This window comes from Halorubrum sp. CGM4_25_10-8A (genome assembly GCF_005435025.1).
Lineage (GTDB): Archaea > Halobacteriota > Halobacteria > Halobacteriales > Haloferacaceae > Halorubrum > Halorubrum ezzemoulense.
Genome location: NZ_SGTX01000002.1, coordinates 194,875 through 208,993, shown reverse-complemented (window position 1 = coordinate 208,993; position 14,119 = coordinate 194,875). Strand labels below are relative to the sequence as shown.

Below are 14,119 nucleotides of genomic sequence, written 5' to 3'. Positions count from 1 at the left end.
CTCGCGGGCGGCAGAAGTGTTATTCGTGCGGCTCACGTCGCCCGAGGAAATGGATCGGGACGCCGACGCCGGCGACGGTGCGAGGGGGAGCGGGCCGGACGAAGCGCCCGGCGGGGCGCCCGCGAGCCGCGTCGACCGCCGGACCGTCCTCGGCGCGCTCGCGGGCGCCGGGAGCGCCGCGGTCGCGGGCTGTTCCGGCCCTGAGCCGGACGACGCGTCGACGACCGATCTCGACGCGGACCGGCTCGACGAACTCGCGGCGCGGTTCGCGCCGACGCTGTACTTCGACAGCGCCGAGCCGTGGTACCCGACCGACCCGCGACCGTACGCGAGCGAGGCAGACGGCGAGACGGTCGTCGACGGCTTCGCCGCGTTCGACGGCTACCACGAGCGGTACGACGAGGCGGGCGAGCCGCCGAACCCGACCGTCTTCTACAACGGGATGCGCTACGAGGACTCCCCGCTGGCGGTCGTCCAGTTCTGGCTCTATTCCGCGTTCGACCAGTTCACCGCGAACTTCCACTGGCACGACTGGGAGGTGCTCCACGTCTTCGTCGACCTCGACTCGGGCGACCCGCAGCTGTACGTCGCCAGCTCGCACTCGCGGAGCGTGCCCAACAACGAGTTCCTCGACCCCGACCCCGAGGTCGTCCCGCGGATCCTCCCCGAACTCGGCTCGCACTCCAGCACGCTCTCGATCAACGAGATCCCGGACGGCTTCCGGCGCGTCGGCGAGGAGGGCCTGCTCGCCGACATCACCAACACGACGATCGACACGGTCGAGGACCTGCTCGGGATTCCGATCGCCTACGGTCTGCCCCGCGACGAGGGGGCCCGACTGCCGTTCGTCGTCCCCGAGTACGAAGGGGAGCCGATCTACGACCACCCTGACCTCCCGTCGGTCTCGGAGTCCTCGCTGGTCGACGGCGCGCTGACGGTCCGGTCGCTCGACGCGCTGCGTTCGCCGCCGACCGACCTGCCGCTCCGGGAGACGGGGATCGCCTTCCGACACGGCGAGCGCCCCGACGACGGCGACGACGCCGCGCTCGCCGCCGAGGCCGCCGAGTCCGTCGTCGAGTACGAGCTGGTGGAGAGCGCCGAGCTGGAGGACATCGACGCGTTCACCGGCCCGCAGCTCAGCTTCGAGTTCGCCGTGCCCGAGGCCGTCGAGGACGCGGTCGCGAGCCACATCACGACCACCGGCGTCCCGTGGGAGCAGCCGCGCTACGAGAACCCCGCGCTCGACGTCACTGCGGGGAACCACCGGTCCGAGATGGCGGACCGGTACGACGCGATCGCCGACGACCCGTCGTTCGGCGACGAGGCCGCCGGGGGGCTCGACGCCGTCGTCGCGCGCGTCACGCAGGCGACCGAGAGCGACGAGGCGCCCGACGGCGAGGGGTTGACCACGACCGAGTCGAGCGTCGAGTCGTTCGCGCTGATCGAGAGCGACCCGGAAGCGGTGCCGACGTTCGCCGGCGGCGTCGCGGTCGCGAACGGCGTCCCCGAGGGCGATCACCGCTTCACGGTCAACGGCGCCGGGCGGGCGCCCCACAGCGAGCGGCTGACCGTCGCGGCCGACGAGGCCGTGACGACCGCCGGCGTCGACGGCGAGATTCCGCTCGTCGCCCGCGAGAACGCGCGGAAGGTCGAGCTGTCGGACGCGGAGAGCGAGGTCGACCTGACCCGGACCGCGATCGAGGACGACTTCGCCGGGCGGATCTACGACTCCGCGATCGAGGGGAGCGACGCCGCCTACGTCCACGCCGGCGGCGCGTACACGACGGAGGTCCGCGACGCCGACGACGAGGTCGGCGCGTACCGCGTCAACCCGGACCGGCCGGGGGCGGGAGACGACGGCGACGAGGGGGACGATCCGGACGCCGGCGACGACGCGATCCGGATCGAGCGCCCGGAGACCGGGGCGGCCCCGCTCGCGGGCTACGTCGCCGACGTGGCCGAGGAGACGCGCGCGGCGGTCGCGGCCGCGGCGGCCGAGAGCGACGGCGGGGACGGAGACGGCGGCGCGGGCGGCGGGAGCGGCGGCGGAAACGACAGCGGCGGGAGCGGCGGCGGTTCAGGGGGCCCGTCGAACGCGGTCAACGGGCTCGAACGCGCCCTCGCGGCCGCGGTCGACGCCGCGGAGCGGGCCGAGGAGCGCGCCCGCGAGGGCGACGCCGAAGGGACGGAGCGTCAACTGGCGAACGTGCTCGACCGGATCGCCCGGATCGAGGAGCGGCTCGCGGCCGCGCGGGAGGGGCTCCCGCCCGGGCTCGCGAACGCGACCGGAAAGCGGGTCGAGCAGGCGACGAAGCGGGTCGAGCAGGCGAGGAACGCCGAGAAGCTGTAGGCCGCCAGCGCGCGGGCGCGCGCATCGACCGCGTCGCCCCGTGTCACGGCGCACCACTGGATGGAAAGCTATACGACGCAGAACCGACCACGAGTATATAAGCAGATGTCTCAGGAGAGATACGACCACGCGACGGTCGAAGAACGGTGGCAGGAGGCGTGGGACGACGCCGACGTGTACCACGTCCCGGACGAGGCCTCGGACCCGACGTACGTCCTCGGGATGTACCCGTACCCGTCCGGGAAGCTCCACATGGGTCACGTCCGCAACTACACGATCACGGACGCGTACGCCCGGTACCGGCGGATGCGCGGCGACGACGTGCTCCACCCGATGGGGTGGGACGCGTTCGGACTGCCCGCCGAGAACGCCGCCAAGGAGCGTGACACCAACCCCCGCGACTGGACGTTCGACTGCATCGACACGATGAAGGGGCAGATGAAGTCGATGGGGTTCGGCTACGACTGGGACCGCGAGGTCACCACGTGTACCCCCGACTACTACCGGTGGAACCAGTGGCTGTTCCGCCGCTTCCACGAGGCCGGCCTCGTCGAGCGCCGCGACGCGGAGGTGAACTGGTGTCCCTCCTGCGAGACCGTCCTCGCCGACGAGCAGGTCGAGGGCGACGCGGAGCTATGCTGGCGCTGCGACACCCCCGTCGAGACCCGCGAGCTCGACCAGTGGTTCCTGAAGATAACCGAGTACGCCGACGAGCTGCTGGACGCCATCGACGACCTAGAGGGGTGGCCGAACTCGGTCCGGCAGATGCAGCGCAACTGGATCGGCCGACAGCACGGCAGCGAGGTCGACTTCTCGATCGACGGGTACGGGGACGTGACGGCGTTCACGACCCGGATCGACACGATATACGGTGCGACCTTCTTCGCGATCGCCCCCGATCACCCGATCGCCGAGGAGCTGGCCGAGGAGGACGACGAGATCCACGAGTTCGTCCACCACGAGGCCGACCCCGACGGCGACGAGCCGAACGGGGTCGAGACCGGACTGACCGCGACCAATCCCGCCACCGGCGAGGAGATCCCGGTGTACGTCGCCGACTTCGTCCTCTCGGACGTGGGGACGGGCGCGCTGATGGCCGTGCCCGCCCACGACGAGCGCGACCACGCGTTCGCGACGGAGAAGGGCGTCGAGATCCGACCCGTGATCGCGCCGGAGTCCGACGACCCCGACGGCGAAGCGGTCCCGGACGCACCGGACGTGGAGGAGGCCGCATTCACGGAGGACGGCGTCCTAATCGGCTCCGGCAAGTACACCGGACTGGACAGCGAGACCGCGCGCGAGCGGATCACGGACGATATCAGGAGCGCCGAGCCGGCCACGCAGTACCAGCTGCGCGACTGGGGCATCTCCCGGCAGCGCTACTGGGGGACGCCGATCCCGATGGTCCACTGCGACGACTGCGGCGCGGTCCCGGTGCCCGACGAGGACCTGCCCGTCGAGCTGCCCGAGTTCATCAACACCACCGGGAACCCGCTCGACGCCGCCGACGAGTGGCAGGAGACGACCTGTCCGGAGTGCGGCGGGCCGGCGACCCGCGAGACCGACACGATGGACACGTTCGTCGACTCCTCGTGGTACTTCCTGCGGTACGTCTCGCCGGACCTGGCGGACGCCCCGTTCGACCTCGGCCGCGCGAACGACTGGATGCCGGTCGACCAGTACGTGGGCGGCATCGAACACGCCGTGATGCACCTGCTGTACTCGCGGTTCTTCACCAAGGTGTTGGCCGACGAGGAGGACCTCGACCACCGCGAGCCGTTCACCAACCTGCTGGCACAGGGGATGGTCCAGCTGGAGGGCGAGAAGATGTCCAAGTCGAAGGGGAACGTCGTCTCGCCGCAGCGGATCGTCGACGAGTACGGCGCCGACACCGCGCGGCTGTTCATGATGGAGGCCGCCCAGCCCGAGCGCGACTTCGACTGGTCCGAGGAGGGCGTCCGGTCCACCCACCGATTCCTGACCCGCCTCAGCGACCTCGTCGAGGCGCACGCCGCGGGCGACGTGGCGACGGCCGACCCCGACGCCGACCGCGATGAAATCGACGACTACGTCGCCGACGAGACCGACGCCGCGGTCGCCATCGCCGGCGCGGAGTACGACGACCTGACGTTCAACGTGGCGCTGCGGGAGGCGCAGGACCTCGTGGGGACGCTCCGGAGCTACCGCGAGCACGCCGACCCGCACCCCGCCGTCTTCGAGCGCGGCGTCGACGTCGCGGTCCGCCTGCTCGCCCCCGTCGCGCCCCACCTCGCCGAGGAGCTGTGGGAGTCGCTCGGCCGCGACGGGTTCGTCGCGGAGGCCGACTGGCCGACCGCGAGCGTCGACCGCGAGACGGTCGAACGCCGGCGCCGGCTGGTCGAGAACACCCGCGAGGACGTGCGCGACATCGTCGAGGTCGCCGGGATCGACGACCCCGAGCGGATCGACGTGGTCGTCGCGCCCGACTGGAAGTACGACGCGCTGGAGATCGCGATCGACAGCGACGCCGACAACCTGATCTCCGAGCTGATGGCCGAGAGCCACATCCGCGAGCGGGGCGACGACGCCGCCTCGTACGGGCAGGACCTCCAGGCGAACCGCGAGGCGCTCCGTGAGACGCTCGACGGCGACGCCGAACACGACGCCCTGCGAGCGGCCGCGTGGCTGATCGAGCGCGAGTTCGACGCCCCGGTCCGCGTCGAGCGCGCCGCGGACGCCGAGGAGGCCGTCGTCAGCAAGGCGGAGCCGGGCCGACCCGCGATCGACATCGTCGAGTAGGTCACCCGACCGTTTCGCGGCCCTCGCCGGACCCCGGAAACGCTTAGTCGCCGGCGCGGCGCCCTCGTGTATGGACGACCCGTACGCCCCCGCGCGCGACGCCCTCGCGGGCGAGGGACTCGGCGCCGACGACGGAGAGGACGCCGACCCCGCGGTGCTCGCCGCGCGACTCGACGAGGACGATCCGCTCGCGTCGTTCGCGGACCGCTACTGGGTCCCTGACGGTGTTCTCTATATGGACGGGAACTCGCTCGGCCCCGCGAGCGACGCCGCCCTCGCGAGCCTCGACCGCGTGGTCGACGAGTGGCGCGAGCTGCTCATCTCCGGGTGGACCGACGCCGACCCGCCGTGGTTCGATGTCGGCGAACGACTCGGCGACGCGCTCGCGCCGCTGGTGGGCGCGGAGCCGAGCGAGGTGGTCGTCGGCAACTCGATCACGGTGAACATCCACACCCTGATCGGCACGTTCCTCGACGAGCTGCTGGCCGGGAACGGGCCCGAACGCGAGGACGTCGCGGCCGCGGACGGAGAGTGGGCGCCGGACGGCGACCCGGACGCCGACCCCGCGGTCCTCGTCAACGAGCTCGACTTCCCCTCCGACCACTACGCGCTCCGGGCGCAGCTCCGGCAGCGGGGGATCGACCCGGACGAGAAGCTCCGGGTCGTTCCGAGCCGCGACGGGCGGACGATCGATCCCCGGGACATCGAGGCGGCGCTGGCGGCGCACGACGACGTGGGGATCGTGTTCATGCCGACCGCGCTGTACCGCTCGGGCCAGCTGTTCGACGTCGAGCGGATCGCGACGGCGGCCCACGAGGCGGGCGCGTACGCCGGCTTCGACGCCGCCCACTCCGCGGGCGCCGTCCCCCACGCGTTCGGCGACGCCGGCGTCGACTTCGCGGTGTGGTGTACGTACAAGTACCTCAACGCCGGACCGGGGTCGATCGGCGCGCTGTTCGTCGCCGAGCGCCACCACGGGCTCGACCCCGCGCTGGCCGGGTGGTGGGGCCACGAGAAGGCGACGCAGTTCGAGATGAACATGACCTTCACCGCGGCCGACTCCGCCGGCGCGTGGCAGATCGGCACGCCGCCGCTGCTTTCGGCCGCGCCGCTTGAAGGGTCGGTTGAACTCCTGCGCGAGGCCGGGATCGACCGCCTGCGGGCGAAGTCGCTCGCGCTCACCGACTTCCTCATCGCCCTCGTCGACGACCGGCTCCCGGGGGTCTCGGTGGGAACGCCCCGCGAACACGCCGCGCGCGGCGGTCACGTCGCCCTCGAACACCCCGATGCCGAGCGGCTGAGCGAGGCGCTCAACGACCGGGGCGCGGTCGTCGACTTCCGACCGCCGAACGTGGTGCGGGTCTGCCCCGCGGCCCCCTACACCTCCTTTGCCGACGTGCTGGAGGTCGTCGACGAGATCGAGGCGATCCTCGACTCGGGGGCCCACGAGGCGTACGCGACGGGCGAGGGCGGCGTAACGTAGCGGGCGCGGCGCCGTGAGGGGCCGCGAGCGGGGTCGACGGGCGGTCTGTTCCCCGCGTTGACATCCGCAGTATTATTACTCTCAGTAACGTAAAGAGAAAAGAGCGAGATCATGGGAAGAGGTTCATCTACGAACGGTGCCGATCGGTTCGGATCGGACGGCGATGAGGTGACGAGCGTTTACGAGGCGATGTTTCAGGAGGCTGACGACGCGATCTTTCTCGTTGACGTGGCGCGGACGGACGGCGAGTACGAGTTCACGTTCAGGCAGAACAACACCGCACACCAGCGACAGACCGGGCTGACCGAGGACGCGATGTTCGGGAAGACGCCGCGGGAACTCCTCGGAGAGCAACAGGGGGCCGCGGTCGAGGCGAACTATCGGCTCTGCGTCGAGCGGGGGACGACGATCGAGTACGAGGAGCGGCTCGAGTTCCCGGGCGGGGCGACCGACTGGCAGACGAAGCTTACCCCGGTCGTCGACGACGGAACGGTGACGCAGATCGTCGGCGTCGCCCGCGACGTCACGCGACAGAAGGAGCGGGAGCGGGAACACCGGCGCACGCACCGGCGGTTCCAGACCGTCTTGGAGACGATGTCCGCGGCGGTGTTCCTGAAGGACACCGAGGGGCGGTACCTGCTGATGAACCAGGCGTGCCGCAACGTGTTCGCCGTCGACGAGGACCCCGTCGGGATGACCGACGAGGAACTCTTCCCGGAGGCCGTCGCGGCGCAGGCCCGCGCTGACGACCGCCGGGTCGTTGAAGACGGCGAACGGATCGAAGTCGAGGAGACGGTGCCGACGCCCGCCGGAGAGAGCGTTCGGCTGACGCGGAAGTCCCCCGTGTACGACGAGGAGGGGGAGATACGCGGTGTGTGCGGTGTGTCGACCGACATCACCGAACAACGGGAGCGAGAGCGAGCGCTCCAACAGATCAAAGACCGCCTCGAACTCGCGGTCGAGGGCGCACAGATCGGCGTCTGGGACTGGGACATGGCCACCGACGAGGTCGAGTTCAACGACCGGTGGGCCCGGATGTTGGGCCACGCGCCCGACGAGATCGAACCGCACCTCGACGCGTGGGAGCGGCGCGTTCACCCCGACGACCTCGGGCCCGTCGAAGACGCCCTGTCGAGCCACATGGCCGGCGAGACGGAGCTCTACGACACGGAACACCGGATGCGCACCGCGGCGGGGGACTGGAAGTGGATCCGGGACGTCGGGAAGGTCGTCGAGCGCGACGACGACGGGAAGCCGGTCCGCGCGGTCGGGGTCCGCCTCGACATCGACGACCAAAAGCGCCGGGAGGCGGAACTGGAACGCACGCGATCGGTCATCGAGCGCACCCAAGAGAGCGCGTCGATCGGCTGGTGGGAGGCCGATCTGGTCGAGGACTCGCTCACGTGGAGCGACGAGGTGTACCGGATCCACGAGGTTCCGCCCGACGACACGAGCCGCCTAGAGGACAGGCTCAGCTTCTACCACCCGGACGACCGCGACGCCATCGAGGCGGCGTTCGACCGCCTGACCGAGGCGGGCGAGTCGTACGACCTCGAACTCCGCATCGTGACGGAGACCGATCGGACCAAGTGGGTGCGGGCGATCGGCGATCCGCAGTACGACGACGCGGGGAACGTCGTCGGGGCGCTGGGGCTGTTCCAGGACGTCACGGAGCGGAAGGAGTACGAGCGGGCCATCGAGGCGACGCGCGAGGAGCTCCGGCGGATCATCGACCTCGTGCCCGACCTGGTGTTCGTGAAGAACCGGGAGGGCGAGTACCTGCTGGCCAACGAAGCGACCGCGGCGGCGTACGGGAAGACGCCGGAGGAGGTAGAGGGCAAGTCCGAGGCGGAGATCATCCCCAGCGCCGAGGACTCCGAGGCGTTCAGGCAGGACGACCTCGCCGTGATCGAGTCGGGCGAGCCGAGGACGATAGACGAGGAGACGCTGACCACGGCGGACGGGGAGACGCGCATCCTCCAGACGACGAAGATACCCTACGAGGTTGCCGAGACGGGCGAAGACGCCGTCCTTGGATACGCCCGCGACGTGACCGAGCTCAAGCAGTACGAGCGGACGCTCGAAGAGCAGCGGGACAACCTCACGCTGCTCAATCAGGTCGTCCGCCACGACATCAGAAACCAGCTGATGGTGGTCGAGTCGTACACCGCACTCCTCGAGGACGCGCTCGTCGACGACCAGAGCCGGACCTACGCGCGGACGGTCATCGAGGCGGCGAAGCAGGCGGCGGACATCACGGAGACCGCCAGGGACGTCACCGACGTGCTGCTACAGGCCGGCTCCGACCTGACGCCGATGAACCTCCGAGCCGAGCTCAACGGACAGATCGAACAGGTCCGGTCGGAGCAGGACCGGGCGACGGTTACCGTGAGCGAGTCGATCCCGGACGTGACGGTGGCGGCGGACGACCTGCTGGAGGCGGTGTTCCGGAACCTGCTGACGAACGCGGTCGTCCACAACGACAAGGAGAGGGCCGAGATCACGGTCTCGACGCGCGTCTCGGACGACTCGGTGCGCGTGTCGATCGCGGACAACGGCCCCGGGATCGACGACGACCACAAGGAGGACATCTTCCAGGAGGGCGCGAAGGGGCTCGAGAGCGGCGGGACGGGGATCGGTCTGTACCTCGTCGAGACGCTCGTCGACAAGTACGGCGGCGACGTGTGGGTCGAGGACAACGAGCCGACGGGGAGCGTGTTCGCCGTCGAACTGCCCCTCGCGAACTGATCGGCGCGCGCGAGGCGGGCGCCGTGCGTCGCCGTCGCCGCGCGTCTCCATCCAGCGCGTCGCCGTCCCGCGCGTCTCCATTCAGCGCGTCGCCGTCCCGCGCGTCGCCGCCGCCTCACGTCGACCGTGCGCGTCGCGCGGGGCGACGGGCTTAATCGCCCGAGCGCCCAAGGTCCGACGATCAGACAATGGCGGAATCGTCGGGCATGGACGCGTTCGCGCACCTCGGGAGCGATATCCGCGAGGCGCTCTCCGACCGGGGCTTTTCCACGCCGACGGAGCCCCAGCGCGAGGCGATCCCGCCGCTCGCCGACGGGCGGAACGCCCTCGTCCTCGCGCCGACGGGGACCGGGAAGACGGAGACGGCGATGCTCCCCGTCTTCGACGCGATCGTCGCGGCCCGCGACGCGCCCGGCGACCCGCCGCGGGAGGGTATCTCCGCGCTGTACATCACCCCGCTGCGCGCGCTCAACCGCGACATGATGGACCGGCTTGAGTGGTGGGGCGACCGCCTCGGCGTCGAGGTCGCGGTGCGCCACGGCGACACCACGCAGTACGAGCGGTCGAAGCAGGCCGACGACCCGCCCGACGTGCTCATCACGACCCCGGAGAGCCTCCAGGCGATCCTCACCGGCTCGAAGATGCGGGTCGCCCTGGAGGACGTGGCGCACGTCGTCATCGACGAGGTCCACGAGCTCGCCGCGGCGAAGCGGGGCGCCCAGCTCACGGTCGGCCTCGAGCGCCTCCGCCGCGTCGCGGGGCCGTTCCAGCGCGTCGGCCTCTCCGCGACGGTCGGTGACCCCGAGGAGGTCGGGCGCTTCCTCGTCGGCACCGGCAAGCGCGACCCCGACCGCCCCGGCGACCGCGCGTTCGAGACGGTCGAGGTCGCGGCCGGGACGCGGACCGACGTGCGCGTCCTCGATCCGGCGATCACGGACCGCGATACCACGCTCGCCGGCGAGCTCGCGGTCGACGAGACGACCGCGAGCCACGTCCGGACGATCCGCGAGATCGTCGCCGAGAACGAGTCGACGCTGATCTTCGTCAACACGCGCCAGACCGCGGAGGCGCTCGGCTCGCGGTTCAAGACGCTCGCCGAGAACGAGCGGGAGGCCGCCGAACGCGACGGGCGGGACGACGCCGCCGACCCCACGGAGATCGAGCTCCACCACGGATCGCTCTCGAAGGAGGTCCGGGTCGACGTGGAAGACCGGTTCAAGTCGGGCGGTCTGGACGGGCTCGTCTGCACCTCCTCGATGGAGCTCGGGATCGACGTGGGGCGCGTCGACCACGTGGTCCAGTACGGGAGCCCCCGCGAGGTGGCCCGGCTGCTCCAGCGCGTCGGCCGCGCGGGCCACCGCCGCGACCTCGTCTCGGAGGGGACCGTCGTGACGCAGGGAGGCGACGACACGCTCGAAGCGATGGCCATCGCGCGGCGCGCCGGCGAGGAGCTCGTCGAGCCCGCGAACATCCACCACGGAAGCCTCGACACGGTCGCCAACCAGATCGTCGGGCTCGTGATGGACGAGGGTGAGGTCCACGCCCGGGAGGCGTACCAGACGATCACGAACGCCTACCCGTTCGCCGACCTCTCGGAGCCCGAGTTCCAGGAGGTCGTCCGCGAGCTCGACGGGAACCGCCTGCTGTGGCTCGACGAGGAGACGGACACTCTCGAAAAGTCGGGCGGCACCTGGCAGTACTTCTACGCGAACCTCTCGATGATCCCCGACGAGTCCACCTACGAGGTGTACGACATGTCCTCGCGGCGGGGTATCGGCACCCTCGACGAGCAGTTCGTCGTCAACTTCGCCGGGCCGGGCGAGACGTTCGTCCAGCGCGGCGAGATGTGGCGGATCACCGAGGTCGACGAGGAGGAGGAGCGCGTGAACGTCACGCCGATCCCCGACCCGACCGGCGAGGTCCCCTCGTGGGTGGGCCAGGAGATCCCCGTCCCGAAGCCAGTCGCCGAGGAGGTCGGTCGGATCCGAGGCGAGGCCGCGGCCGCCCTAGCGGCCGGCTCCACGCCGACGGCGGTCGCCGCCGACCTCGCCGAGTGCTACCCGACCGACGAGGAGACGGTCGCGGCCGCGCTGAAGGCGGTCGTCGACCACGTCGACGCCGGCCACCCCGTCCCGACCGACGAGCGGATCGTGATCGAGGGGAGCGCCCGCACCGTCGCGGTCAACGCCGCCTTCGGCCACGAGGTCAACGAGACGCTCGCGCGGTTGCTCGCTGCGCTCGTCGGCCAGCGCGCCGGCTCGTCCGTCGGGATGGACGTCGACCCGTACCGGATCGAGTTCGAGGTGCCGAACGGCGTCAGTCCCGGAATCTTCCGCGAGGTGCTGGAGACGACGGACCCCGACCGGCTGGAGGCGTACCTCGAACTCGCCGTGAAGAAGTCGGACGCGCTGAAGTTCACGCTCGCGCAGGTCGCGGCGAAGTTCGGCGCCGTCAAGCGGTACAAGGAGGGACGCGGCCGATTCGGCGGCGACCGCCTGCTCGCGGCCCTCGAAGACACTCCCGTCTACGACGAGGCGCTCCGTGAGGTGTTCCACGCCGACCTCGCGGTGCCGGAGACCGCGGACCTGCTCGCGGCGCTCCAGCCGGACGACGGGGGACGGGACGGCCCGCTCGACCTCTCTATCGCCCGCGAGCGCACCCCGCTCGGCACCGCGGGTCGCTCCGCCGGCACGGAGTTCCTCGTCCCCGACAACGCCGACGCCGACGTGATCGAGACGGTCAAAGAGCGCATCCGGGACGACCGAGTGATCCTCTTTTGTCTCCACTGTACGGACTGGAAGCACACGACGAAGGTCCGGCGCGTCCGCGACCAGCCCGAGTGCCCCGAGTGCGGGTCCACCCGGGTCGCGGCACTCAACCCGTGGGACGACGAGACGGTCGCCGCGGTGCGCGCGGCCGAGAAGGACGACGAGCAGGAGCGCCGCACCGAGCGGGCGCACCGCGCCGCGAGCCTCGTCCAGACGCACGGGAAGCGGGCGGTGATAGCCCTCGCGGCGCGCGGCGTCGGGCCCCACAACGCCGCGCGGATTATCAATAAGCTCCGCGAGGATGAGGACGAGTTCTACCGCGACGTGCTCCGCCAGGAGCGCGAGTACGCGCGCACGCAGTCGTTCTGGGACTGACCAACGGCGGCCCGGACCGCCCCGAACCGCTCCCCCGTCCGGACTCCCGTTTTTAAGTTGCGGACGACCGAACCGACCGTATGGACCTCTCCGCCGCCGTCACGGCAACGACTGCGACCCTCCGTCGACGCCCCGCCGACGTCCTCCCCTTTTACCTCCTCGGCACCGCGGTGCCGGCGATCGCTCGGCTCGGCCCGTTCGCGGCGCTCGCGGGGATCTACCTCCACCTCGAACTGAACGGCCGCCTCGCCGCGGCCCGCGACTCGCTCGCCGGGGTCGAGCCGCCGCCGGAGACGCAGGACCCCGAGGCGCTTCAGGCGTGGGCCGAGGGGTTGGGCCCCGCGTTCAAGCCGCTGCTCACGCCGACCGTCGTGGTCCTCTTCGCCGGGGGCGTCCTCCTCGCGGTCGCCCTCTCGGTCCTCGCGTACGCCGTCGTCTCGGCCGGCCAGCTCTCGGCGGTCGCCGCGAGCCTCCGCGACGACCGCGGGCTCGTCGCCGGGATCGCGGGCGCCCGATCCCGGTGGCTCACGTTCCTCGGGCTGTACGTCGCCGAACTCATCCTGTGGATCGGCGTGGTCGCGCTCGGATTGATCGCGGTCGGCGCGGCGTTCCTCGCGAACCCGTTCCTCGGGGCGGCGGTGGCGATCGGCGCCCTGCTCGCCGGCTTCGTTGCCCTCGCGCTCGTTCGGATCCTCTTCGCGTTCGCGCCCGCGGCCGTCGTCGTCGACGACGCCGGCGTCGTCGGCGGGGTCGAGGGCGCCGGCAGCTTCGTTCGCTCGAACCCCGTCGACGCCGCCGCGTACCTCGTGGTCGCGATCGGCGCGCTGGTCGCCGTCGCGTCGGTCGCCTCCGGGATCGCGTTCGTCGGCGGGGGCCCCGTCGTCGCGCTCGCCAGCGCCGTCGTCGTCGCGCCCGCGCTCGACCTGCTGAAAACGGTTCTCTACGGCGACTACCGCGGGACGGTCGACCCCCTCTCGCCGACGGAGGCCGGCCTCCGGGCCCAGCTCGGCGGCGGCCTCCGACGCGGGTGGCGGGAGCTGCGCGGGTTCGTCCGGTCGACGCCGGGCTCCCACGCGCTCGCGCTCGGAGTGGCCGTCGGGTTCGGCGCGCTCGGGTGGGTCGCCGCCGCGCCGTTCGCGGAGATGGCCCCGACCTCGATCGAGGGTCGGATCGCCGGACAGATCCCGCCCGTAGCGGCGCTGACGTACTTCGGGAACAACTGGGGGGTCGCGATCGCGACCGCCTTCTCGGGCGTCGGGCTTGCCCTCCCCGCGCTCTCGTCGCTCGCGTTCAACGGCCTCGCGCTCGGCGCCACCGCGGCCTTGGAGGAGAACCTCTCCGCGCTCGTCGCGTTCGTGGTCCCGCACGGGATCTTCGAGATCCCCGCGCTCGTCGTCTCCGGCGCGCTCGGCGTCCGCCTCGGCGCGGTCTCGTGGCGGACGTTTCGCGGCCGCGCGAGCCGCGAGCGGTTCGCCGACGCCTTGGAGACAGCGTTCTGGGTGACCGTCGGGATCGGGATTCTGATCACCGTCGCCGCCGTTATCGAGGGGTTCGTCAGTCCGTACTACTGGCGGCCGTTTCTCTAGCTCGCGACCGAGCGGCGACCCGTCTGCGGGC

6 protein-coding genes are annotated in these 14,119 nt (G+C 71.3%); all 6 read left to right on the top strand.

All coding sequences use genetic code 11. The annotated features are described in order from the left end of the window. Positions 1–49: 49 nt before the first annotated feature. Positions 50–2,350, top strand: a complete 2,301-nt coding sequence (locus tag EXE52_RS03340; RefSeq protein ID WP_089308838.1) for a hypothetical protein — start codon at positions 50–52, stop codon at positions 2,348–2,350. A gap of 105 nt (positions 2,351–2,455) precedes the next feature. Further along, positions 2,456–5,128, top strand: coding sequence for a leucine--tRNA ligase (leuS, locus tag EXE52_RS03335; RefSeq protein ID WP_089308837.1), 2,673 nt, complete (start codon positions 2,456–2,458; stop codon positions 5,126–5,128). Positions 5,129–5,198: 70 nt separating this feature from the next. Further along, positions 5,199–6,611, top strand: a complete 1,413-nt coding sequence (gene kynU / locus EXE52_RS03330) for a kynureninase (protein ID WP_089308836.1) — start codon at positions 5,199–5,201, stop codon at positions 6,609–6,611. Between the two features lie 111 nt (positions 6,612–6,722). Continuing rightward, positions 6,723–9,359 (top strand): PAS domain-containing protein, encoded by a 2,637-nt coding sequence (locus EXE52_RS03325; RefSeq protein ID WP_089308835.1) that lies wholly within the window; start codon positions 6,723–6,725, stop codon positions 9,357–9,359. A 188-nt stretch (positions 9,360–9,547) separates the two neighbouring features. Continuing rightward, positions 9,548–12,502 (top strand): DEAD/DEAH box helicase, encoded by a 2,955-nt coding sequence (locus EXE52_RS03320; protein WP_199237858.1) that lies wholly within the window; start codon positions 9,548–9,550, stop codon positions 12,500–12,502. Positions 12,503–12,582: 80 nt separating this feature from the next. After that, positions 12,583–14,088: a stage II sporulation protein M gene (locus EXE52_RS03315; protein ID WP_089308834.1), complete on the top strand. Its 1,506-nt coding sequence runs from the start codon at positions 12,583–12,585 to the stop codon at positions 14,086–14,088. Positions 14,089–14,119 lie beyond the last annotated feature (31 nt).

What these genes read in the sequence shown, in the direction of transcription:
- EXE52_RS03320 (WP_199237858.1), top strand. Translation starts at nt 9,548, where the DNA reads ATGGCGGAATCGTCGGGCATGGACGCGTTCGCGCACCTCGGGAGCGAT.
- leuS (WP_089308837.1), top strand. Translation starts at nt 2,456, where the DNA reads ATGTCTCAGGAGAGATACGACCACGCGACGGTCGAAGAACGGTGGCAG.
- kynU (WP_089308836.1), top strand. Translation starts at nt 5,199, where the DNA reads ATGGACGACCCGTACGCCCCCGCGCGCGACGCCCTCGCGGGCGAGGGA.
- EXE52_RS03340 (WP_089308838.1), top strand. Translation starts at nt 50, where the DNA reads ATGGATCGGGACGCCGACGCCGGCGACGGTGCGAGGGGGAGCGGGCCG.
- EXE52_RS03315 (WP_089308834.1), top strand. Translation starts at nt 12,583, where the DNA reads ATGGACCTCTCCGCCGCCGTCACGGCAACGACTGCGACCCTCCGTCGA.
- EXE52_RS03325 (WP_089308835.1), top strand. Translation starts at nt 6,723, where the DNA reads ATGGGAAGAGGTTCATCTACGAACGGTGCCGATCGGTTCGGATCGGAC.